The 21,516-nt window shown below is 42.2% G+C and carries 20 protein-coding genes; 16 read left to right on the top strand and 4 right to left on the bottom strand.

Annotated features, from left to right (window positions below; all coding sequences use genetic code 11):
• Positions 1 to 93: 93 nt before the first annotated feature.
• From ACKWB9_RS03780 to ACKWB9_RS03720, 13 genes are all read left to right on the top strand, one after another.
• Positions 94 to 1,329 carry a choice-of-anchor B family protein gene (locus ACKWB9_RS03780; RefSeq protein WP_414001659.1) on the top strand — a complete coding sequence of 412 codons (1,236 nt, stop codon included), beginning with the start codon at positions 94 to 96 and terminating at the stop codon, positions 1,327 to 1,329.
• Positions 1,330 to 1,334: 5 nt separating this feature from the next.
• Positions 1,335 to 2,678 (top strand): hypothetical protein, encoded by a 1,344-nt coding sequence (locus ACKWB9_RS03775; protein WP_414001658.1) that lies wholly within the window; start codon positions 1,335 to 1,337, stop codon positions 2,676 to 2,678.
• A 135-nt stretch (positions 2,679 to 2,813) separates the two neighbouring features.
• A complete protein-coding gene (locus ACKWB9_RS03770; RefSeq protein WP_414001657.1) occupies positions 2,814 to 3,143 on the top strand; it encodes a HesB/IscA family protein in 330 nt (109 codons plus the stop codon).
• Positions 3,144 to 3,185: 42 nt separating this feature from the next.
• Positions 3,186 to 3,557: a four helix bundle protein gene (locus tag ACKWB9_RS03765; RefSeq protein WP_414001656.1), complete on the top strand. Its 372-nt coding sequence runs from the start codon at positions 3,186 to 3,188 to the stop codon at positions 3,555 to 3,557.
• A gap of 44 nt (positions 3,558 to 3,601) precedes the next feature.
• Positions 3,602 to 5,047 carry a Fe-S cluster assembly protein SufB gene (gene sufB, locus ACKWB9_RS03760; RefSeq protein ID WP_414001655.1) on the top strand — a complete coding sequence of 482 codons (1,446 nt, stop codon included), beginning with the start codon at positions 3,602 to 3,604 and terminating at the stop codon, positions 5,045 to 5,047.
• A 40-nt stretch (positions 5,048 to 5,087) separates the two neighbouring features.
• The gene (locus ACKWB9_RS03755; RefSeq protein WP_414001654.1) at positions 5,088 to 5,954 is read left to right on the top strand and encodes an N-acyl homoserine lactonase family protein; all 867 of its coding nucleotides are present in this window, start codon (positions 5,088 to 5,090) and stop codon (positions 5,952 to 5,954) included.
• A 6-nt stretch (positions 5,955 to 5,960) separates the two neighbouring features.
• The gene (gene sufC / locus ACKWB9_RS03750) at positions 5,961 to 6,713 is read left to right on the top strand and encodes a Fe-S cluster assembly ATPase SufC (protein ID WP_414001653.1); all 753 of its coding nucleotides are present in this window, start codon (positions 5,961 to 5,963) and stop codon (positions 6,711 to 6,713) included.
• A 41-nt stretch (positions 6,714 to 6,754) separates the two neighbouring features.
• Positions 6,755 to 8,071 (top strand): Fe-S cluster assembly protein SufD, encoded by a 1,317-nt coding sequence (sufD, locus tag ACKWB9_RS03745; protein WP_414001652.1) that lies wholly within the window; start codon positions 6,755 to 6,757, stop codon positions 8,069 to 8,071.
• Between the two features lie 28 nt (positions 8,072 to 8,099).
• Entirely contained in the window at positions 8,100 to 9,326 is a 1,227-nt protein-coding gene (locus ACKWB9_RS03740; protein WP_414001651.1) for an aminotransferase class V-fold PLP-dependent enzyme, read from the top strand.
• Between the two features lie 162 nt (positions 9,327 to 9,488).
• Positions 9,489 to 9,911: a SufE family protein gene (locus ACKWB9_RS03735; RefSeq protein WP_414001860.1), complete on the top strand. Its 423-nt coding sequence runs from the start codon at positions 9,489 to 9,491 to the stop codon at positions 9,909 to 9,911.
• A 93-nt stretch (positions 9,912 to 10,004) separates the two neighbouring features.
• Positions 10,005 to 10,337 carry an SUF system Fe-S cluster assembly protein gene (locus tag ACKWB9_RS03730; protein WP_414001650.1) on the top strand — a complete coding sequence of 111 codons (333 nt, stop codon included), beginning with the start codon at positions 10,005 to 10,007 and terminating at the stop codon, positions 10,335 to 10,337.
• 83 nt (positions 10,338 to 10,420) lie between these two features.
• Complete coding sequence (locus ACKWB9_RS03725; protein WP_414001649.1) at positions 10,421 to 10,927, top strand: DUF2480 family protein; 507 nt, start codon at positions 10,421 to 10,423, stop codon at positions 10,925 to 10,927.
• Positions 10,928 to 10,997: 70 nt separating this feature from the next.
• Complete coding sequence (locus ACKWB9_RS03720) at positions 10,998 to 11,927, top strand: DUF3078 domain-containing protein (RefSeq protein WP_414001648.1); 930 nt, start codon at positions 10,998 to 11,000, stop codon at positions 11,925 to 11,927.
• Between the two features lie 265 nt (positions 11,928 to 12,192).
• Here ACKWB9_RS03720 and hflX read toward each other — a convergent pair whose 3' ends face one another.
• Positions 12,193 to 13,404, bottom strand: coding sequence for a GTPase HflX (hflX, locus tag ACKWB9_RS03715; protein ID WP_414001647.1), 1,212 nt, complete (start codon positions 13,402 to 13,404; stop codon positions 12,193 to 12,195).
• 76 nt (positions 13,405 to 13,480) lie between these two features.
• Between hflX and ACKWB9_RS03710 the strand changes: the two genes are divergently transcribed.
• Together ACKWB9_RS03710 and ACKWB9_RS03705 are read left to right on the top strand one after the other, a co-directional pair.
• Positions 13,481 to 14,458, top strand: a complete 978-nt coding sequence (locus ACKWB9_RS03710; protein ID WP_414001646.1) for an endonuclease/exonuclease/phosphatase family protein — start codon at positions 13,481 to 13,483, stop codon at positions 14,456 to 14,458.
• Positions 14,459 to 14,636: 178 nt separating this feature from the next.
• Positions 14,637 to 16,835 (top strand): S8 family serine peptidase, encoded by a 2,199-nt coding sequence (locus ACKWB9_RS03705; protein WP_414001645.1) that lies wholly within the window; start codon positions 14,637 to 14,639, stop codon positions 16,833 to 16,835.
• A 4-nt stretch (positions 16,836 to 16,839) separates the two neighbouring features.
• Here the strand turns inward: ACKWB9_RS03705 and ACKWB9_RS03700 are convergent, their stop codons facing one another.
• The gene (locus ACKWB9_RS03700) at positions 16,840 to 17,553 is read right to left on the bottom strand and encodes a 3'-5' exonuclease (protein ID WP_414001644.1); all 714 of its coding nucleotides are present in this window, start codon (positions 17,551 to 17,553) and stop codon (positions 16,840 to 16,842) included.
• Between the two features lie 257 nt (positions 17,554 to 17,810).
• Here ACKWB9_RS03700 and ACKWB9_RS03695 point away from each other — a divergent pair, with 257 nt between their 5' ends.
• Positions 17,811 to 19,829, top strand: a complete 2,019-nt coding sequence (locus tag ACKWB9_RS03695; protein ID WP_414001643.1) for a hypothetical protein — start codon at positions 17,811 to 17,813, stop codon at positions 19,827 to 19,829.
• An 18-nt stretch (positions 19,830 to 19,847) separates the two neighbouring features.
• Here ACKWB9_RS03695 and ACKWB9_RS03690 read toward each other — a convergent pair whose 3' ends face one another.
• Both ACKWB9_RS03690 and ACKWB9_RS03685 read right to left on the bottom strand, forming a co-directional pair.
• The gene (locus ACKWB9_RS03690) at positions 19,848 to 20,321 is read right to left on the bottom strand and encodes a methylated-DNA--[protein]-cysteine S-methyltransferase (protein WP_414001642.1); all 474 of its coding nucleotides are present in this window, start codon (positions 20,319 to 20,321) and stop codon (positions 19,848 to 19,850) included.
• 8 nt (positions 20,322 to 20,329) lie between these two features.
• On the bottom strand, positions 20,330 to 21,490 hold the full coding sequence (locus tag ACKWB9_RS03685) for a CNNM domain-containing protein (RefSeq protein WP_414001641.1): 1,161 nt from the start codon (positions 21,488 to 21,490) through the stop codon (positions 20,330 to 20,332).
• Positions 21,491 to 21,516: the final 26 nt, after the last annotated feature.

Here is a 21,516-nt window from a genome sequence, read left to right as displayed (position 1 = left end):
GTAATAAGATTTTCAATTTAAATTATTTAATCGAATTTTGGCATAGTAAATGTGATATATTTTCTTATGGATATCTTTGTTAATAAAATTGATATGCGCCATAAAGATCTGATTTCTTTTTTTGTCCTACTATTCTTTTTTTCGTGTTCCAAAAACGATGACAATCCTCGGCCTGGAGAAATACCGGATACGGATGGTCCTCAAACGGCTTTTACGCCCTGCGAAAATGGAATGGCCGGAGAATATCCTTGTAACGGCTTTGACCTGCTCGGGAGAATTTCCCTAGCTACTTTTCAGGCCGATATGGGAAATGATATTTGGGGATGGACGGACGTTACTACGGACAAGGAGTATGCTTTAATGGGACTGGACAATGGAACTGCGTTCATCGATATTTCCGACACTCAAAATTTAATTTATTTAGGGAAACTGCCCACGGCAACAACGTCCAGTTCTTGGCGAGATATTAAAGTTTATGGAGATTTTGCCTATATCGTATCAGAAGCTAATGGCCATGGAGTCCAGGTATTCGATCTGAAAAAATTACGGGATGTTTCCAATCCGCCCCAAACATTCTCCGCTGACGGGAGATATACGGCCATTGGTAATGCCCATAACATTGTGATCAACGAAACTTCGGGGTTTGCGTATCCCGTAGGCACCGCCCGCAACGATACTTTCAATGGCGGGGTACATTTTTTGGACCTTCAGGATCCTGCATCCCCAACCGCTGCCGGTGGTTGGGGGGATAACGGTTATACCCATGATGCCCAGGTGATTACCTATAGTGGTCCGGATTCCGATTATACGGGTGCAGAGATATTTGTAGGGGCCAATGAGAACCAAGTGGTGGTAGTCGATATTTCCGATAAATCCGCACCCGTGGAGCTATCTACGTTACCCTATCCCAATATTGGTTATACTCATCAGGGATGGTTTACCGAGGATCAGCGTTATTTTATACTTGGGGATGAACTGGATGAGGTAAATTCAGGATTTAGGTCAAGAACATTGATTTTTGATATGGCCGATTTGGACAATCCGATATTACATGACACCTATTTGGGGCCAACAAGTGCCATAGACCATAACGGTTATGTGTTGGGCAATGAGTTCTATTTGGCGAATTATACCGCAGGGGTCCGGATTTTGGATATTTCTCAAATAGACGGAAAGAACATTGGGGAAACCGGTTTTTTTGATACGTTCCCAGAGAGCGACAACACACAGTTTGACGGTGTGTGGAGTGTTTATCCGTACTTTTCAAGCGGAAAAATTCTGGTGAGCGATATCAATAGAGGTTTCTTCGTTATTAAAAAATCAAGTTAAGGTTTATGAAAAAACTATTGCTTCTTTCAGTTGTACTGTTCATTTATTCCTGTTCCAAAAATGGAGCAATAGAAGATATACGGATTTTGGAAACTTCATTTTTGGGAGAGTTGGATTGGGTGAAAAATTTTGGGGGAACCGGAGAAGAAACGGCCCAGGCCGTTATAAAGACTACGGACGGGGGCTATGCCGTGCTTGGATTTACAAATAGTATGGATGGCGATATCTCCGATAAGACGACCGAGGTGAACGATTACTGGTTGTTAAAATTGGATGCCAATGGAGAATTGATGTGGAACAAGACTTATGGGGGCAGTAAAGACGATCGTGGACAAAGCCTGGTACAAACCTCTGATGGCGGTTATGCCCTAACAGGTTATGCCATGAGTAGTGATGGTGACGGTTCCGTTAATAAAGGTTTTCATGATAATTGGCTGTTAAAGCTGGATGCTTCCGGTGATATCATATGGGAAAAGAGCTATGGATTCTCCGGACATGACCATTCTTACGATATTTTGCAGACAGAGGACGGTGGATTCTTTTTTGCGGGCTTTTTGGATATTACTTCCGCTCGTGCGGATGGCAATACGGAGAAAACGAATACCTTAACAAGGCATGGCGTAGGGGAATTTTGGGGGACCAAAATAGACAGTGAGGGGGCATTGCAATGGCGAGGGTACTTTGGAGGTACCAATAATGATAGGGCGCATGCCGTGGTACGAGCTGAGGATGGAGGTTTTGTTATGGCCGGATTTTCCGAGAGTGACGATTTTGATATCAGTGATACCCAGGGGAGCTATGACTTTTGGATGGTGAAAGTAGATGATAAGGGAAATATGCTTTGGGAACGATCCTTTGGCGGTACAGGAATCGAAATTTCTTATGATATCGCCAGGACCAGCGATAATGGCTATGTAATCGTGGGCAACACCTTTAGTACAGATGGCGATGTCTCCAATAATAACGGGGAGTCCGATATTTGGATGATCAAGGTGAACGATGCCGGAAGCTTACTTTGGGAAAAGAGTTTTGGGGGTGCCCAGTTTGATGCCGCCCAGGCGGTCGTTCAGAGTGCTGACGGCGGATACCTTGTAGTCGGAAACTCCAAAAGTGCCAACGGCGATGCCAGTTCCAATGCAGGGGAGAATGATATCTGGCTCGTAAAAACCGATGCGGCAGGTGATATGACATGGCAAAAATCCTTTGGGGGAGCGGGAATCGATTTTGGTTTTGACGTAATGGAAAATCCGGACGGTAGTGTTTTATTGGTAGGCCAAAGCGAAAGCACCGACTTTCCGACGATAACGTCCCGTGGAAAATCCGACTTGATCGTTCTTAAGATCAAATAGCTTTTTTAAGGTTCCGTTGAACCATTCCATAGAAAAAGCTTATCAAAATATACGTTATAATAATGTTAGTAAATAGGTTATAAACCTACTTATCCCCTATATTTGTAAACTATTTAGACCAAATCCAATTAAGAAATGATACAAGTATCGGAAATGGCAAAACAAAAAGTCATCAACCTAATGACAGAGGAGGGTTTTGATGCCGCAAAGGACTATGTACGGGTCGGTGTTAAAAGTGGAGGCTGCAGCGGACTGTCCTATGAATTGAAATTTGATGATAAGATGGATGAGGCCGATAAGGTCTTTGAGGATAATAACGTACGTATAATAGTGGACAAGAAAAGCTTTTTGTACTTGGTAGGGACCACTTTGGAATATTCGGGCGGGCTTAACGGGAAAGGCTTTGTTTTTAACAATCCCAATGCACAACGTACCTGTGGTTGTGGAGAAAGTTTTTCGTTATAGAAAATGAAAAAGTAAAGGTAATAAAAGAGTGAATGTTGTTGAATGGGTAAATATGTTTCTTTTGAAAATTTAGATGTTTATAAAGCAGCTATTATTTTTACTGGAAAAATTTACAAATTGCTTGAAAAGCAACCTTTAAAAAATGATTTTGCGATGGTTGATCAATTAAGAAGAGCAACCATTTCAATTTCAAACAATATATCCGAAGGTTTTGAAAGGGAAACAGACAAGGAACTAATTAGGTTTCTTTATTTTTCAAAAGGTTCTGCGGGCGAGGTAAGGAATCTTTTTAATATAATGGAACAGATTGGATATTTTGATAAAGAGGCATTATTAGTGCTTAAAAATGATGTTGTTAATATATCAAAACAGCTCGCTAATTATATTAAGTATGTTAAAAAGAGGGTAAGCTAAACGTTAACTTCTTTACTTTTTAACTCTTAACTTATTTTAGATTTATGGCATATACAGAAGAGGAATTAAAAAAAGAACTGGAAACCAAGGAATATGAATATGGTTTCTATACGGATATAGAGTCGGATACGCTGCCAACGGGCTTGAGCGAGGAAATTGTAGTGGCCATTTCCAAAAAGAAAGAAGAACCGGAATGGATGACCCAGTGGCGTTTAGAGGCCTTTAAGATTTGGAAGGAAATGGAGGAACCGGAATGGGCAAACGTTACCTACAAAAAGCCTGATTTTCAGGCTATTTCTTATTATTCCGCACCCAATAAAAAACCCAAATACGAAAGTTTGGATGAGGTGGACCCGGAGCTGTTGGATACCTTCAAGAAATTGGGCATCTCTTTGGATGAACAAAAGAAACTGGCCGGGGTTGCGGTAGATATCGTTATGGATTCCGTTTCCGTTGCCACTACGTTTAAAAAGACACTTGCCGAAAAAGGGATTATTTTCTGTTCCATTTCCGAGGCAATAAAGGAACATCCGGATTTAGTAAAGAAATACATAGGTTCCGTGGTGCCCCAAAAAGACAATTTTTACGCCGCCTTAAACTCGGCCGTGTTTTCCGATGGAAGCTTTTGTTACATCCCCAAAGGTGTTCGCTGTCCTATGGAACTATCTACCTATTTCAGGATCAATCAGGCGGGGACGGGGCAGTTTGAGAGGACGCTTGTAATCGCCGATGAAGGCAGTTATGTAAGCTATTTAGAAGGTTGTACCGCTCCATCAAGGGATGAAAACCAACTACATGCGGCAGTTGTTGAATTGATTGCACTGGATGATGCGGAGATAAAATATTCCACGGTTCAGAACTGGTTTCCGGGCGATAAAGATGGAAAAGGAGGCGTTTTCAATTTTGTGACCAAAAGAGGGCTGTGCGAGAAAAATGCAAAGATTTCCTGGACACAGGTAGAAACAGGTTCGGCCGTAACATGGAAATACCCTTCGTGTATTTTAAAGGGCGATAATTCCATAGGGGAGTTTTATTCCATAGCCGTTACCAATAACTATCAACAGGCCGATACCGGGACCAAAATGGTGCATTTGGGCAAGAATACCAAGAGTACCATCATTTCTAAAGGTATTTCGGCCGGAAAATCCCAGAATAGTTATAGGGGCTTGGTACAGGTAAATAGCAGGGCAGAGAACGCACGTAATTTTTCGCAATGCGACTCCCTCTTGATGGGAAATGAATGCGGAGCACATACCTTTCCCTATATAGAAGCTAAAAACAGATCGGCCCAAATAGAACACGAGGCTACGACCAGTAAAATTGGTGAAGACCAGATTTTCTATTGCAACCAAAGAGGAATAGATACGGAAAAGGCCATAGCCTTGATCGTAAACGGGTTCAGTAAAGAAGTACTGAATAAATTGCCCATGGAGTTTGCGGTCGAAGCACAAAAATTATTGGAGATAAGTTTAGAGGGGTCGGTGGGATAAATGTCCTAACCCCTATTTAAAGGACCAAAAACGATACAAAATGAAAAAAATACTGCTCATAGGCGTTTTTGCTTTCACCTTTTTCTCTTGTAAAGAAACAAAGAAGGATGTAAAAAAAGAAGCTGTCGAAGTTGTCGGGCCGGAGGTAAAGCTCTATACGTTCAGTGGCGGAACGGTAATGGTCAATAATTTGGAACTCTTTTCCCAGGATACCACCTACCATGGCCGGACCAAAGAATTTGCAGATCCGTTTTATGTAATAGTCCATCCAAAAGGAACTTTAATGTGGGATGCCGGGCTACCCGAAATGTTGGTAGGCCAGCCCGAATTTACCGATCCCAGCGGTGCGTTTACCGTTTCCAGAAAGGACTCCGTTGCAAACCAGTTGCAGAAAATAGGAATGGCACCAGAAGACATTGAATATATTGCATTGTCCCATACCCATTTTGACCATAGCGGTCATGCAAATGCGATTAAAAATGCAACTTGGTTGGTACAGGAATCCGAATATGATTTTATTACGAGTGAGGAAGTTCAAAAGAACAATGCGGACATTTATGGAGCTATAAAGGAGTTGACCCGTGTTCAAAAACTAAAAGGGGACTTTGATGTTTTTGGGGATGGTACGGTCGTTATTAAATCCATGCCGGGACATACGCCCGGACATCAGGTCCTGTATTTGGGGCTAAAGGAGAATGGCCCGACATTGTTGACCGGAGATCTATATCATCTATATGAAAACAGGGAACATAAAAGAGTGCCCATTTTTAATTATGACGTAGATCAAACGTTGGCCAGTATGAAGAGCTTTGAAGCGTTTGCCAAAGAAAAAAATGCAAAAGTGTATTTGCAACATCAAAAAGAAGATTTTAATAAAATGCCGAAGGCACCAGAATATTTAAAGTAACCCGTTATGTTGAAAATAAATGATCTACACGCACAAGTAGAGGATAAGGAAATACTCAAAGGAATAAACCTAGAGGTAAAGGCAGGAGAGGTACATGCCATTATGGGGCCTAACGGTTCAGGTAAAAGTACATTGGCCTCCGTAATTGCAGGAAAGGAAGAGTTTGAAGTTACGGAAGGTTCCGTAGCGTTGGATGGTGAGAATTTGGAAGATATAGCCCCTGAGGAAAGGGCGCATAAAGGTATTTTTCTTTCTTTTCAATATCCTGTGGAAATCCCCGGGGTATCGGTGACCAATTTTATGAAAACGGCCATTAATGAGTCCAGGAAAGCAAAGGGCATGGAAGATATGCCCGCCAATGAAATGCTGAAGTTGATTCGTGAAAAATCCGAGTTGTTGGAAATCGATAGAAAATTCCTGTCACGATCGCTGAACGAAGGTTTTTCGGGGGGAGAGAAGAAAAGAAACGAAATTTTTCAAATGGCCATGTTGGAGCCCAAAGTGGCCATTTTGGACGAGACCGATTCCGGTTTGGATATTGATGCCCTTCGTATCGTAGCCAACGGGGTGAACAAGTTGAAGAGCAAGGACAATGCCGTCATCGTGATTACGCATTACCAAAGGTTGTTGGATTATATAGTTCCGGATTATGTGCATGTATTGCACAATGGGAAAATCGTAAAATCCGGGGGTAAAGAACTAGCATTGGAGTTGGAAGAAAAAGGATACGATTGGATAAAGAACGAAGCAGTGGTTTAGCATACGGTTTTTCCGCAGGCTAAAACTGAAAACCGAAAAAAATGGATTTAAAAGATAAATTAATTTCTTCCTTTATGGCCTTTGAGAACAACGTGGACCTGGATCACCCCGTTCACGAAGTCCGTATGGCCGCTATTAAGAATTTTGAAGCAAAAGGATTCCCCAATAAAAAGGAGGAAGCATGGAAATATACATCGCTCAACAATCTTCAGAAAATAGATTTCAGTATTTTTCCTAAAGAGGAAAATGCTCTGGAGTATAAAGAGGTAAAACGCTATTTCCTCCATGAAATAGATACCTATAAGATTGTTTTTATTGATGGCATCTATAGTTCCTACCTGTCCGAAACCACTCATGACGGTGTGGACATCTGCTTAATGAGCGCCGCCCTGACCAAAGAAATGTACAAACCCGTTATCGATGTATATTTTAACAAGGTAGCGTCCAAAGATGAATCGTTGACTACCTTGAACACAGCATTTAGTAGGGAGGGAGCGTATATCTATATCCCTAAAAATAAAATGCCCAAAAAACCCGTGGAGATATTACATTTTGCAACGGGCAACGAGGCTTCCTTAATGTTACAGCCGAGAAACCTGATCGTAGTCGAGGAAAATGCCGAGGTTCAAATTATTGAACGCCATCAAAGTTTGACCTCCAATGAGGTTTTGACCAATTCCGTCACGGAAATTTTTGCGGCCAAGAATGCCATCGTAGATTATTATAAGATTCAGAACGATGCCCGTACGGCCTCCTTAATAGACAATACCTATATTGACCAGAAGGATAAAAGTGCGGTCAAAGTACATACCTTTTCCTTTGGAGGCAAATTGACCCGGAATAACCTCAATTTTTTCCAGAACGGGGAACATGTGGACTCTACTATGAAAGGGGTGACCATTTTAGGTGAAAAACAGCATGTGGACCATCATACCTTGGTACACCATATTGAACCCAATTGTGAAAGCCATCAAGATTATAAGGGCATTTACGGTGAAAGTGCTACAGGCGTTTTTAACGGTAAGATCATTGTGGACAAGATCGCCCAAAAGACCAATGCATTTCAGCAGAACAATAACATTCTGATCAGTGATAAGGCCACCATCAATACAAAACCTCAATTGGAGATTTTTGCGGACGATGTAAAATGTTCCCATGGTTGTACCATTGGCCAATTGGACGAAGAAGCATTGTTCTATCTGCAATCGCGTGGAATTCCCAAAAAAGAAGCACAGGCATTGCTCATGTACGCTTTTGCCAATAACGTTTTGGAAAGTGTTCGCATTCAAGAGGTCAAGGCAAGGATCAATAAGCTCATTGCCAAGAAGTTGGGGGTTAACCTTGGATTTAATCTGTAAACCTGCCTAACCAATAGGAGAACTTTTCATGCTCAAAACATCTTTGGACATACAAAAGATACGTAGGGATTTCCCCATTCTCAACAGAGAGGTCAACGGGAAACCTTTGGTCTATTTGGACAATGCCGCTACATCACAGACTCCGCAGCAGGTCATAGATGTTATCGTAGATTACTATCATGGCTATAATGCAAATATTCACCGTGGCGTGCATACCCTTTCACAAGAGGCTACGGATAAATATGAGGAGGCGCGCATCAAGATCCAAAAGCATTTTAATGCGTCCCGGGCACATGAGATTATTTTTACTTCGGGAACGACACATGGTATAAATTTGATTGCGAACGGATTTTCATCGTTGATCAAAAAAGGGGATGAGGTATTGGTCTCGGCCATGGAACACCATTCCAATATTGTGCCTTGGCAGATGTTATGCGAACGAACGGGGGCCGAATTGAAGGTAATACCCATGAACGAGCAGGGTGAATTGCTCATGGATGTTTATGGGGATTTGCTTTCGGACAGGACCAAATTGGTTTTCTGTAACCATATTTCCAATGCGTTGGGTACCATTAACCCGATAGAAGAAATTATAGAAAAAGCGCACAATATGGGTGCGGCCGTTTTGATAGATGGTGCACAGGCAGCACCGCACCTGATAGCGGACATGCAAAAATTGGATGTGGATTTTTATACGGTTTCGGCGCACAAAATGTGCGGCCCTACCGGAGTGGGTATCGTCTACGGAAAAGAAGAATGGCTCCGTAAGCTACCACCTTATCAGGGAGGGGGCGAGATGATTGCCGAAGTGACCTTTGAAAAGACCACCTATGCCGATCTGCCCCATAAATTTGAGGCGGGCACACCAAATATCTGTGGTGGTATAGCCTTTGGGGCGGCTTTGGACTATATGAATAAAATAGGGTTTGATGCTATTGCCGGTTATGAACAGGAACTTTTGGAATACGCAACTTCTGAATTACTGAAAATAGAAGGGCTCAAAATCTATGGAACGGCACAAAAAAAGACCTCCGTTATTTCCTTTAACATAGAGGGCATTCACCCTTATGATATAGGAACTATTTTAGATAAATTGGGGATTGCCGTACGTACGGGCCATCATTGTGCCCAACCTATTATGGATTTTTATAAGATACCGGGAACCGTACGGGCCAGTTTTGCTTTTTACAATACCAAAGAAGAAGTGGATCAGCTGGTAGAAGGCGTGCAAAGAGCTAGAAATATGTTGCTTTAAGATATCGTATCCTTTGTTTTAGAAGTAGCTGAAAATAATCTTACGGGTTTATCCCGCTCATGGCACGTGAAGGTTTTATACTTTTATAAAACTGTTGAAACCAACCGATTCTTATCGTATTTTTGTAAAAAATTTCTCCCTTTGGGGAGGCTAAAAAAGTATATGGATATCAAGGAGATACAAGAGGAAATCGTAGATGAATTTTCCATGTTCGATGACTGGATGCAACGGTATGAATATATGATAGAATTGGGGAAATCCCTTCCATTGATAAACGAACAATATAAAACGGACGATAATATCATTAAAGGATGCCAGAGCAAGGTGTGGGTACATGCCGAACTGGAAGATGATAAGTTGGTATTTACCGCAGATAGTGATGCCATCATAACCAAAGGCATCATTGCCATATTGATCAGGGCCTTTAGCGATCAAAGACCACAGGATATTATTGATGCGGATACCGGATTTATAGATGAAATCGGGTTAAAGGAGCATTTGTCCGCTACCCGTGCGAACGGTCTGGTAAGTATGATAAAGCAATTAAAATTATATGCCGTGGCCTATCAGACACAACTCAGCTAAAACGGTTTATAGGTTTACCGCCCATGGCGTGGTTAAAAAGAGTATCTAAGAAATCTTTTTAATCTTTCGACCCATAACAAAAACATAAAAAATATGAACGAAGAAATAGAGGAAATAGACAGTCCTGAATTGGGAGAGAAGATAGTTAAGGTGCTAAAGACCATTTATGATCCGGAAATCCCCGTGGATATTTATGAATTGGGCCTCATTTATGATGTGTTGGTCAATGAGGATAGCGATGTTAAGATATTGATGACCCTAACATCCCCAAACTGCCCGGTCGCAGAGACTTTACCGGTAGAAGTAGAGGAGAAGGTCAAATCCCTCAACGATGTAAAAGATGCCGAGGTAGAGATTACTTTTGACCCGCCCTGGACCCAGGATCTAATGAGCGAAGAGGCCAAATTGGAACTCGGACTGCTTTAATGAGATGTTGTTCCTTTTAGAGGCTCCAATAATTATTAGGAATCAAGGTGCTCTAAAAAATACTATCTAATTATAATCGGAAAATGCCGGATGAAATTGTAAATAGAGTTGCCCAAAGTGATCTCATCACTTTTAATTTGGAGGATTACTATCCTCAAGGTACCCGGGTGGTCCTGGATATCAAGGATTGGTTGTACGAAGGGTTTATCTTAAGGGAAAAGGAATTCAGGTCCTATGTAAATGCACATGATTGGACACAATATCAGGATGCCTACGTGGCCATGTCCTGCTCTACGGATGCCATTGTTCCCGGGTGGGCTTACATGCTTATTGTAACCAAACTTCAACCTTATGCAAAACAGGTTGTTGAGGGGAATTTGGAACTTTTGGAAACAATGCTTTATCGATCCATAATAGAAAATTTGGAGGTGACCGAATTTAAGGACAGGCCGGTAATCATAAAAGGCTGCAGTACCCTGCCGGTTCCGCCAAATGCGTACTTGATGGCGGTTCGGAAATTGCAACCTGTGGCAAAATCCATTATGTACGGCGAAGCGTGTTCCTCGGTACCGCTTTACAAAAGAAAATAATACATTTTTCCAGTTAAAAAAGTGACTATCCTTACTTTTGTGTTTCTATAAAAATAAACACTATTACGTAATGAAAAACATTTTGTTAACTGCAGTTTTGCTGCTCGTCTGTGTACTTGGATTCTCCCAGACAGAAGAAGAATTAAAAACTCAAATAGGTCCAAAAAAGGACTCGATCGCTGCTATCCAGGGTAGGGTAGATGCCTTGCAAGCGCAAATAGATGCCCTTCCCGGATGGAAAACAGGAGCTTTCGGTACCATAGGGGCCAACCTTTCCACCTTTAACAATTGGTATGCCCAAGGCACGCCTAACAACTCTTCCGGGAATATAGGGGTTACGGTAAATGGTTTTGCCAACCTGTCCCAGGATAAATTCTTTTGGAGAAATTCCGCCAACGTTAATTTGGGATGGGTAAAATTTGACGATAAGGACGATCCGACCGATGATGACAGCTTTAAACAAGCGGCGGATGTATTTACCATTACCTCGCTTTACGGCCGTAAGCTTAGTGATAAATTCGCTATTTCCGGACTTGGGGAATACCGGACGACACTTTTGAACAATTTTAACGACCCGGGGTATCTGGATTTGGGTGTTGGTGCTACCTGGACCCCGATTACCGATTTGGTGGTGGTGATCCATCCATTGAACTATAACTTTGTATTTAGCGATAATGATGCCGTTTTCGAATCTTCTTTGGGGGCTAAGATCGTAGCGGATTATACCAGAAAAATAGGAAAGGTAAATTTTAAGAGTAACCTTTCCATGTTCCAAAGTTATAAGAGCGGCGACCTTTCCAATTTTACCTGGATCAATTCCTTCGGCTATACCCTTTGGAACGGTATAGGCCTTGGTTTTGAATTTGGGTTAAGAGATAATAAACAAGAAGCATTGAACTTTGCTTTGAACGGCCCAGCCCCAGATCCAACGGCTACTTTTGATACCATTGACAATGATCTTCAGACATACCTTCTGTTCGGTCTGAATTATGCATTCTAGGATTTGTTGAAGGACATGTAAAAAAGCCCTCTTTTTAGAGGGCTTTTCTTGGTTAAGTAGGTATCGTAAAATTTGGGATTTTACTTGTTGTCTTGTAAGCTAAATATCGATTTGGGGTCAACACTATCACTTAAACACACTGTAAATCTACAGCAAGGTTTCGCTTTGGAAGAATTTATGTTGTGAACCTATCTCAAAATGTGGTGAAAAATATCAACGGATCGGATTGATCGATGAACTACATAATTTGTAGTTCCATTTGTTGTTAGTACTGATCTAAATGTTCCGGATAAAGAAAGTTATTATAAGGAAATCGGGTCACATGAATATCCCTGACTTCATCATAGACCCGCTTTCTAAATTCGTCCAGGTTCTGTTTGTTCAGGGCCGAGATAAAAAGTGCCCTGTCCCCTACTTTTTCCATCCAGGTCCTTTTCCATTCCTCAATAGTGAAATGTCTAGAAGTTTTTTCGGTTACAAGATCATCGGTATCAATGGTTTCGTTTTTATAACGGTCTATCTTATTAAAGACCATGATGGTCTTTTTGTCCACACTTTTTATTTCGTCCAAAATTTGGTTGACGGAAGCAATATGTTCTTCAAACTGCAGATGGGAGATATCCACCACATGAAGCAAAAGATCGGCTTCCCGTACCTCATCTAACGTACTTTTAAAACTTTCTACCAGTTGGGTGGGTAGTTTACGGATAAATCCAACGGTATCGCTCAACAAAAAGGGCAAGTTGCCAATGACCACTTTTCGTACAGTGGTATCCAAGGTGGCGAACAATTTGTTCTCCGCAAAGACATCGCTCTTACTAACAACGTTCATTAAGGTAGATTTGCCCACATTGGTATATCCAACGAGTGCGACTCGTACCAATGCACCACGATTACCTCTCTGGGTCCCCATTTGCCGGTCAATTTTCTCCAGTTTCTTTTTGAGTAAACTAATACGGTCCCGAACAATACGTCTATCCGTCTCTATTTCTGTTTCACCGGGCCCACGCATTCCAATACCCCCTCTTTGGCGTTCCAGGTGCGTCCAAAGTCCCGTTAATCTGGGCAATAAATATTCATATTGTGCCAGCTCTACTTGGGTACGGGCATAACTGGTCTGTGCCCTTTGGGCAAAGATATCCAGGATAAGACTGGTACGGTCTATGATTTTACAGCGCAATTGTTTTTCGATATTGCGCTGTTGCGCAGGAGAAAGTTCGTCATCAAAAATCACCGAACCTATTTCATGTTCCTTTACATAAGCTTCCACCGTTTCCATCTTTCCCGAACCGATCAGGGTCTTTGGATTCGGAACATCCATGCGTTGTACGAATCTTTTCACGACCTCCCCACCTGCCGTATAGGTAAGAAACTCCAATTCATCCAGATACTCGGTTACTTTTTCCTCGTTCTGTTCCCTATTGATGACCCCAATGAGTACCGCCTTTTCGTATTCCGTTGTTTTCTTCTCTAACATAATTCCGTAAACTGCAAAATTAAGTAAAAGTCCCCGAGCTATTTTAGTAAATTTATTGACTCAATATTTTTCTCCTATGCGGTTTTCACTATTTAAAAAGAAAAAGAACAAACAACTTTATACGGTAGCGTTTTACAATTTGGAAAATCTTTTTGATACCCGGGATGATGATTATACCCTAGACGATGATTTTACGCCCGGAGGATTTAAAAAATGGACCCCTAAACGGTATGAACGAAAATTGGCCAAATTGGCCAGGACCATTTATGCGATCGGAAGAGACAACAACCCCCATGCCCCCATTTTGGTAGGAGTGGCGGAAGTAGAAAATAGTACCGTTCTAAACGATTTGCTGAACACCAAACCATTGGAACACGTTGACTATGGTTTTGTTCATTATCAATCGCCGGACGAGCGTGGCATAGATACCGCACTTATATACCACCGGAAGTACTTTAAGGTAATCAGCTCGGAACCCATACCCTTACTTATCGATAATACCGATGGTGCCCGGGATACCACTAGAGACATATTGTATGTACATGGTGCGCTGAACGGAGAAGAGGTACACCTTTTTGTAAACCATTGGCCGTCCAGAAGGGATGGGGGCCAACTTACAGAATATAAGAGGTTAAAGGCCGCCGAGGTTGTCAAACAAAAAATGTTGGCGATTGCGGCTTTGAATCAAGACCCCAACTATATTGTCATGGGCGATTTTAATGATGATCCCAGCTCTTTGAGCATACAGACCCTGATCGAAGGAACCGGCCTGTACAATCCCATGGAGAAATTACATTCCCCAAAAGAAAGGGGAAGTTCGCATTATAAAAGAAATTGGAGCCTGTTCGATCAGATAATCCTTTCGCATAGTTTTTTTAACTATAAAAAAGGTTCCCATAGTTTTGATAAAGCCAATATTTATGATGATAGGTCTTTGAAGGAATTTGCTGGAAAATATAAAGGAAACCCATACAGGACCTATGCGGGTAAAAAATATTTGGGTGGGTACAGTGATCACTTTCCGGTTTATATTCTATTAAAATACAACGTTTAGCTACTGCTTTGAGGATATTAGTACAAAGGAAAAACTATACAAACATCTAAAATCGGCACTTTCACAACAATAGTATAGGGTTCACTATACGTTTCATCGAATAAATGGATCTTTTTGTCGGAAACGACCGACATTATAATATATTTGTAGTCCAAATCTTACCTTAATTAAATAAACTATGGACTGCCAAAAGCCTACGAACAATTGGAATGCCTTTACGGGATTTCTATTGCTCTTTTTGTTGGTTGGGCCACATATCTTTGCACAATCCGAAAAGTTGAAAACAATGATAAAAGGGGAGTACGATTTTTCAAAAATCGGAGCACTCCATGTTGATCTTGAATTTGATTTTGAAAAGAACAGGGCAAGGACATTGGCTTTGGCCAAAGTGAACAATTGGAAAATCAAGGAAAAACTTCCCAATGGCAAGAAGATAGAATTGCAGGAAGTGGGTGAAGATGGCACCCCTATTTATTATGAGACTTATTCGGATAATGCCAGTCAAGTTTCCAGGGCCGATGCCCTCCAGTCAAAATTGGATATTGATGGTTTTGGTATGCAAGTAGGTATATGGGATGCCGGCGTGGCACGTGTTACGCACCAAGAATACGATACTAGGATCAAAGTTGTAGATGGCAGTACAGAAATAGATGCCCATGCCACATTGGTGACCGGCAGTATTATTTCATCCGGGATAAAAAAAGAGGCACAGGGCGTTGCTTATGCCGCCAATGCTATTTCCCATGATTGGACCCGTGATAAGTTGGAGGTAACGGAAGCTGCTACCAACGGACTTTTGGTTTCCAATCATTCCTATGGTATTAAAACGGACCGTGTGCCGGACTGGTATTTTGGTTCTTATATAAAGGTGGCCCAGGATTGGGATAGAATTATGTTCAATGCTCCTTATTACTTAATGGTTACGGCCGCCGGAAATGCACAAAAGAGAGGGGATAACGAAAGTCCCATCGCAGGTACTAAAACAGATGGTTTTGATGTAATGCTCGGGTTTACCCTCGCCAAAAATGGGATTGCCGTGGCGGCGGCAAATACAGAGATCGATAGAAATGGAATACTGAAAAAAGCCGTAGTTTCCTCTTATAGTAGCTTTGGCCCGGTGGACGATGGTAGAGTTAAACCTGATTTGGCAGGAGACGGGTCTTCCATACTTTCCACATATTCCACGAACGATACAAGCTATAATGTTTCTTCGGGAACCTCCATGGCTACGCCGGGAGTTACGGGTTCACTCCTTTTATTGCAACAGTATAATGAACAGTTGTACGGTTCCTACCTAAAAGCCGCTACCTTAAAAGGCCTGGCATTGCATACTGCCGATGATGTTGGTACCCAAGGCCCGGACTACAAAATGGGATGGGGGATTATGAATACCAAAAAAGCGGCGGAAGTGCTATTGAACAAAGGTTTTAGTACACAGATTTCCGAAGATAATATTTCCGAGAACGAGACCATAAGTTTTACCATAGAGGCTATGGGCAATGAGACCTTAACGACCTCTATTTCCTGGACAGATCCGGAATCGGAATATATTAACAGGGGTGTCTTAAATGATAAAACTCCCGCATTGGTCAATGATCTGGACATACGCATCACAAAAGATGGGAGTACCTTTTATCCTTGGAAATTGAACCCGGCAGACCCAAATGCGACTGCCACAAAAGGAGATAATAAAGTTGATCCCTTTGAACGTATTGAAATACCGGGCGCAAAGGGTGTTTATACCCTGACCATAACCCATAAGGGAACTTTAAGGAACGGTATTCAAGATTTTTCCCTATTGATTTCGGGGGCGAAAATGACGGCATGTAGTGTGGTTGCACCCGAAAATTTAAGTTTGGACGAAGCAACCGGAGAAAGTATCGATTTAAATTGGGACAAAATCGTTGATGGTCTGTATGAAGTGCAATATAAGAATGCCTCAGATAATGATTGGATTACGGAGTATACCTCCACGGGTTCCAGTGTATTGAATGGCCTTATGGTAGGAAAGGATTACGTGGTTAGATTGCGTACTTTTTGTTCTCAGAACATCGCTTCGGAATATACCATGGAATATATATTTACCTTTCAAGGTACGGAGACCGTCATCGGTACTTTAGAGGCCCATGAAGCTTTGGCGGCTACATCGGATATCGATTTTTCGGTTTTTCCAAATCCGGCGGTGGACGAAATCAGTTTGAATATTGAGCTTAGCGATACCGCTATGTATCGTATAGTTTCCACTTTAGGGGTCGTACTAAAGTTTGGAAAGGCGAAAAACGCCAAAATTAATGTTTCCGATATAGCAACGGGATTGTATATCCTACAGGTTCAAGATTTTGAAATGAGTAAAAGCACCAAGTTTTATAAGTACTAGATCGTTACACTTTTTTAATATCATCCTGTTCCAATAAAGTTTCATTTCGTAATCTTAGAAAAACCTGTGCGGTAGTGACCACGTCCAATTCGCAATAGGTGATAATGCGGTCCAGGTTTTTTTCTTTATAAAATACGTCACGCACCATACTACCGTCTATATCCTCTTTAGGGGAAGGGATCCCTAATATATGGGACATTAACTTTAAAGAAGTGTAATGCTTATAATCCCCGAATTTCCATAGGTCCATGGTATCCAAATGCGGAACTTCCCAGGGTTTTTTCCCGAACAAGTCTAATTTATAGGGTAATGAAATACCGTGGATAATCATTCTCCTTGCAATATAGGGGAAGTCAAACTCCTTGCCGTTATGGGCACAGAGTAAATTTTTGGGTTGATTAAAATGCGAGTTCAACAGGTTTTTAAACTCTTGCAGCAGTTTGGTTTCTTCTCCATGGAAAGAGGTAACCCGAAAAATTTTGGAATCTCCGTTCAATTTAAAATACCCCACGGATATGCATATGACCTTTCCGAATTCCGCCCAGATGCCCGCTCTATCGTAAAACTCTTCTGCCGAAAACTCGTCTTTGCGCTGGTATCGTGATTTTTGTTCCCAAAGATCTTGTTTGGCATCGTCCAATTCTTGAAACTTTTCGGTTTCGGGAACGGTTTCAATATCCAGAAAAAGAATATGTTCCAGATTAATTTTATAGAGCATAGGAATTGCATTATGAATACTGCCCTTAATTTAGGGTATTAATTTGATTTTCCCATAAAACAAGGCCCTTAAACATCGGTACTGTCTATTCTTATACCGAAATACGGAAGAGAGTTGTAAAGAGGGTCGGCCACGATCCAAACTTTATACCCCTAAATTGTACGTTTGTAACCCAGAGTCCTGCTTTCGTCGATATTTAGAGGTTACCCTTATTTTTTTTAAGTACTTGCCATAACAAAGATCCACTGATGAAAATAATGAACAAGACCTTAGGAACGGCCATTTTTTTAATAGGGATATCCGCTTGCAAAAATGCAACACCTGTACTTCCCGAAAACCTTGTGGAACACCCTATGCAAATTTCGGTTTTGAATGATAATGGGAATAATGAGACCGTTATTTTCACTGAAAATACGGACAACGATCAGGATTCGGGCATTTCGGTCAAAAAAACCATTGAAAAAGACGAAAACGGAGCATTTACCTATACCTATCAAATGACCGCTTCCCGGGATATGGACATACATTTACATAAAGTCTGGTCCGTTACCGATTATTCTTTTGATAAGGCGGAATTCTTGCTTCCCGGATTTTGGTATAAGCGCAATTTACGCTCCCCGGAAAATGCCCCTTCTTTTAAAACGGCCCACTTATGGTCTTTTAGGGAAGATAGAATGAGTGCTCCTTTAGCCGTGGTGCACGACCCAACCTCCAAAGGATGGGTAAGGTTGGAACGCATGGATGTTCTTGCCCAGGAAGGTGTCCCCGATGCTACCGGTGGAAAAATAAAGGTGCGTACGGATATAGGTAGCTTGGGAATAGGGAAGATGGGTGATGATCAAGTGCAGTTGAATGCCGGTTTTCCATTTGAGGAAGTGCCCAAATCCTATCAGTCCAAACTAAAGCTGAACCCGACTTGGAAGGCGTTCTATCCCATTAAAAAGGGAGAGACGCTTACCGTTCGTTGGAAGGTAAGCCAAGGTATGGCCAATGATTTTACGGCCCTGGTGGCCCAAACCTGGGAGACCGCCTTTGACAAGTATAGACCTGCCCCGGTAGCGAATAAAAAGAAAGACCCTGAAATCAAGGAAATTCTTAGCAACTATTTTTACGAGAGTTATGCTGAGACAAAAGACCTCAAAGGGTTTTCGGGTCTGTGGTTCAATACTAGTACTTGTGAGACCACGGGGGTATTGTCCATTGGTTTCTGTGGTAAAATTTTTGCCAACGCCTATAATCTATTGGAATACGGTCATCAATTGAACAACCCGGAACATATAGCATTGGCCAGAAAGATATTGGATTCCTATTACGAGAACGGTTTTACTAAAACCGGCCTGATCAGGGAATTGGTGTACGGGAGCAATGCCGAAGACGTTTATACGCTGCGTAAACAGAGTGAGGGACTGAAGAACCTTTTATTTCTTTTGGATTTTGATAAACGGCAGGGCATACGGCACCCACAATTGGAAACAGGCATCGTTTCCCTGATGCATCAAATAGCCCAAATGCAGGAAGCGGATGGTGGGCTTCCAAGAAAGTTCGATATGGATTATAAGGCCATAGACAATTCTAAAGGAAGCACGCAGAGCATTATCACCCCAATGGTTATGGCCTCCCGTTATTTTAAGGAACCCAAGTTTTTGGAAGTGGCGATAAATGCCGGTCGCTATGCGAAAGAAAATATCATTGATAAAGCGGATTACTTTTCATCCACCCTGGATGCCAACTGCGAGGATAAGGAAGCGGCCGCCATTGCCGCTGTGTCTTTTTATCATTTGGCCCTGGCATCCAAAGGGGAACAGTACGATCGTTATGTGGAACTGGCTAAAAAAGCGGCCTATTTTGGGCTTAGTTGGTATTATTTGTACGATGTGCCCTTTGCCGAGGGCAGTTTGTTAAAGGAAGTGGACTTAAAGACTAGGGGCTGGGGCAATGTATCCACCGAGAACAACCATATTGATGTGTGGGCCTTTGATTTCCCCCATGTATTGCAATGGCTTTCCCAAATGACCGGGGAAGAAAGGTTCGCACAAATGTCCGAGGTCATAACCTCCTCGATCAAAGACCAGATGTTGCCTTATGAAGGTCATATGGTAGGTGTGGGCAAAAAGGGGTATATGCCAGAGATTATCCAGCACACGGTCTGGGATTATGGGGCCAATGGAAAAGGGTATCTCAATTCCCATATGTCCGTAGGATGGACCGTAGCATCCATTTGGGAGGTTTTGACCCCGGGAAGGTTCGGACACTTTATGGAAACTTACCCCGAATAAAACATCCGTAAGAAAGAATCAAAAAAGAGACTGTTGCTTTACGGGACTTTCGTGTTCCAAGAGCCATTTTTTTCGGTGTAGGCCGCCGGCATAACCGGTCAGGGAACCATCACTGCCAATAACCCTGTGGCAGGGTACCACGACCCATAACGGATTTTTTCCATTGGCTGCGGCAACGGCCCTAATGGCCTTAACATCGCCTAGGGTTTTGGAAAGTTCCAGATAAGAGGCCGTTTTTCCATAAGGAATTTCCAATAGGGCTTTCCATACGCCTTGTTGAAAATCCGTACCGTTAAGATTCAGTTTAAGGTCAAAGTGTTTTCGTTTGCCTTCAAAGTATTCATGGAGTTGGTAAGCGGCATCTTCCAGATTTTCGGGAATGATGTCCGTTAACGGCTCTTTGGTATCCAAAATGGTGACACTGCCCAATCCGTTCGCATCGCCTTCTAATTTGGCGACGCCCAAGGGAGTTTGTATAAAGGCCACATCCATGGTTTATGCTATTCTTTTTTGGTTTTTGTTTTGGCCGAAGGATTTTTCTCCGCAGCGGTTTGGGGTTGTTCTATGACACCCGACTCCTTGGCTTTATTCTCCCATTTTTTACGGGCCAACACCTGTAAATCGGCTACATTGTCCGTCTCATCCATAATTTCAAGGCCCAATAAAGTTTCGATAACATCTTCCATGGTCACCAGTCCACTTACGGAGCCATATTCGTCCACGACCAGGGCGATCTGCTCCCTTTTGGCTATAAGGATATCAAAAAGTTTGGGTATGGGGGTATTCCTTCGGGTAATCAGGATATCCCGTTTGATTTCAGCCAGGGACATTTCCCCGTTATCGTTAATAATTTCCTCGTAAACATTGTCCTTGAGTACAAACCCCGAAATATTGTCCGGAGTCTCATGAAAAACGGGAATCCGGGAAAAACGCAGTTTGGGATTTTCTTCAAAAAACGTTTGAACGGTACTATTTTCCGAGGCAATTTTCATGACGGAGCGGGGTGTCATGATGTCCTTTATCAAAACCTCGTCAAACCGTAATAGATTTTTAATGATCCTGGATTCCGATTTCTCAAAAACCCCTTCTTCATGGGCCAGATCCGTCATTACCGTAAAATCCTCCCGACTCAAGACACTGCCTTGATGACCTTTGCCGCCGACCAGGCGTGTAAAGAGCTGTAATAGCCAAAGCAGGCCGGTATATTTAAGGGCAATGACCATGGCCTTGAGCGATTTTGCGGTAAAATTGGCCAATTGCCGCCAATAAGTGGCTCCAATGGTCTTTGGGATAATTTCGGAAGCAACCAAAATTAGAATGGTCATAAGGGTGGAAACGACCCCTACCATTAAATCTTCGGTAAAGTCAATGCCAAAAATACGGTGCTTTTCACTTCCATAAAGTCCGGCGTAGGCAACCTTGGCCTGTACCCCTACCAAAATGGCACCTACGGTATGGGCAATGGTGTTTAAGGTAAGTATGGCAATGAGCGGTTTGTCCACATCATTTTTCAGGGACTCCAGGGTGTCGGCATAGGATTTGCCTTCCCGTTTTTTAACATTCACGAAGGTGGGTGTAATACTCAGGAGTACCGCCTCCAAAATGGAACATAAAAATGAGAAAAAAATAGAAATCAATGCATAAAAGACCAACAGCCCCATAGAACAATTTTAAGCATCTAAGATAC

Origin of the sequence: Maribacter spongiae, from assembly GCF_047345125.1 — a bacterium.
Lineage (GTDB): Bacteria > Bacteroidota > Bacteroidia > Flavobacteriales > Flavobacteriaceae > Maribacter.
Note: the sequence above shows the minus strand (reverse complement) of the source record. Positions and strands in the feature narration are given on the sequence as shown.

Bases quoted from the DNA above. Each gene is read 5' to 3' on its own strand.
- ACKWB9_RS03730 (WP_414001650.1), top strand. From the start codon at position 10,005: ATGAACGAAGAAATAGAGGAAATAGACAGTCCTGAATTGGGAGAGAAG.
- sufB (WP_414001655.1), top strand. From the start codon at position 3,602: ATGGCATATACAGAAGAGGAATTAAAAAAAGAACTGGAAACCAAGGAA.
- ACKWB9_RS03725 (WP_414001649.1), top strand. From the start codon at position 10,421: ATGCCGGATGAAATTGTAAATAGAGTTGCCCAAAGTGATCTCATCACT.
- ACKWB9_RS03710 (WP_414001646.1), top strand. From the start codon at position 13,481: ATGCGGTTTTCACTATTTAAAAAGAAAAAGAACAAACAACTTTATACG.
- ACKWB9_RS03755 (WP_414001654.1), top strand. From the start codon at position 5,088: ATGAAAAAAATACTGCTCATAGGCGTTTTTGCTTTCACCTTTTTCTCT.
- ACKWB9_RS03720 (WP_414001648.1), top strand. From the start codon at position 10,998: ATGAAAAACATTTTGTTAACTGCAGTTTTGCTGCTCGTCTGTGTACTT.
- hflX (WP_414001647.1), bottom strand. From the start codon at position 13,404: ATGTTAGAGAAGAAAACAACGGAATACGAAAAGGCGGTACTCATTGGG.
- ACKWB9_RS03685 (WP_414001641.1), bottom strand. From the start codon at position 21,490: ATGGGGCTGTTGGTCTTTTATGCATTGATTTCTATTTTTTTCTCATTT.
- ACKWB9_RS03705 (WP_414001645.1), top strand. From the start codon at position 14,637: ATGGACTGCCAAAAGCCTACGAACAATTGGAATGCCTTTACGGGATTT.
- ACKWB9_RS03695 (WP_414001643.1), top strand. From the start codon at position 17,811: ATGAACAAGACCTTAGGAACGGCCATTTTTTTAATAGGGATATCCGCT.
- ACKWB9_RS03775 (WP_414001658.1), top strand. From the start codon at position 1,335: ATGAAAAAACTATTGCTTCTTTCAGTTGTACTGTTCATTTATTCCTGT.
- ACKWB9_RS03700 (WP_414001644.1), bottom strand. From the start codon at position 17,553: ATGCTCTATAAAATTAATCTGGAACATATTCTTTTTCTGGATATTGAA.
- ACKWB9_RS03770 (WP_414001657.1), top strand. From the start codon at position 2,814: ATGATACAAGTATCGGAAATGGCAAAACAAAAAGTCATCAACCTAATG.
- sufD (WP_414001652.1), top strand. From the start codon at position 6,755: ATGGATTTAAAAGATAAATTAATTTCTTCCTTTATGGCCTTTGAGAAC.
- ACKWB9_RS03740 (WP_414001651.1), top strand. From the start codon at position 8,100: ATGCTCAAAACATCTTTGGACATACAAAAGATACGTAGGGATTTCCCC.
- ACKWB9_RS03780 (WP_414001659.1), top strand. From the start codon at position 94: ATGCGCCATAAAGATCTGATTTCTTTTTTTGTCCTACTATTCTTTTTT.
- ACKWB9_RS03690 (WP_414001642.1), bottom strand. From the start codon at position 20,321: ATGGATGTGGCCTTTATACAAACTCCCTTGGGCGTCGCCAAATTAGAA.
- sufC (WP_414001653.1), top strand. From the start codon at position 5,961: ATGTTGAAAATAAATGATCTACACGCACAAGTAGAGGATAAGGAAATA.
- ACKWB9_RS03735 (WP_414001860.1), top strand. From the start codon at position 9,489: ATGGATATCAAGGAGATACAAGAGGAAATCGTAGATGAATTTTCCATG.
- ACKWB9_RS03765 (WP_414001656.1), top strand. From the start codon at position 3,186: ATGGGTAAATATGTTTCTTTTGAAAATTTAGATGTTTATAAAGCAGCT.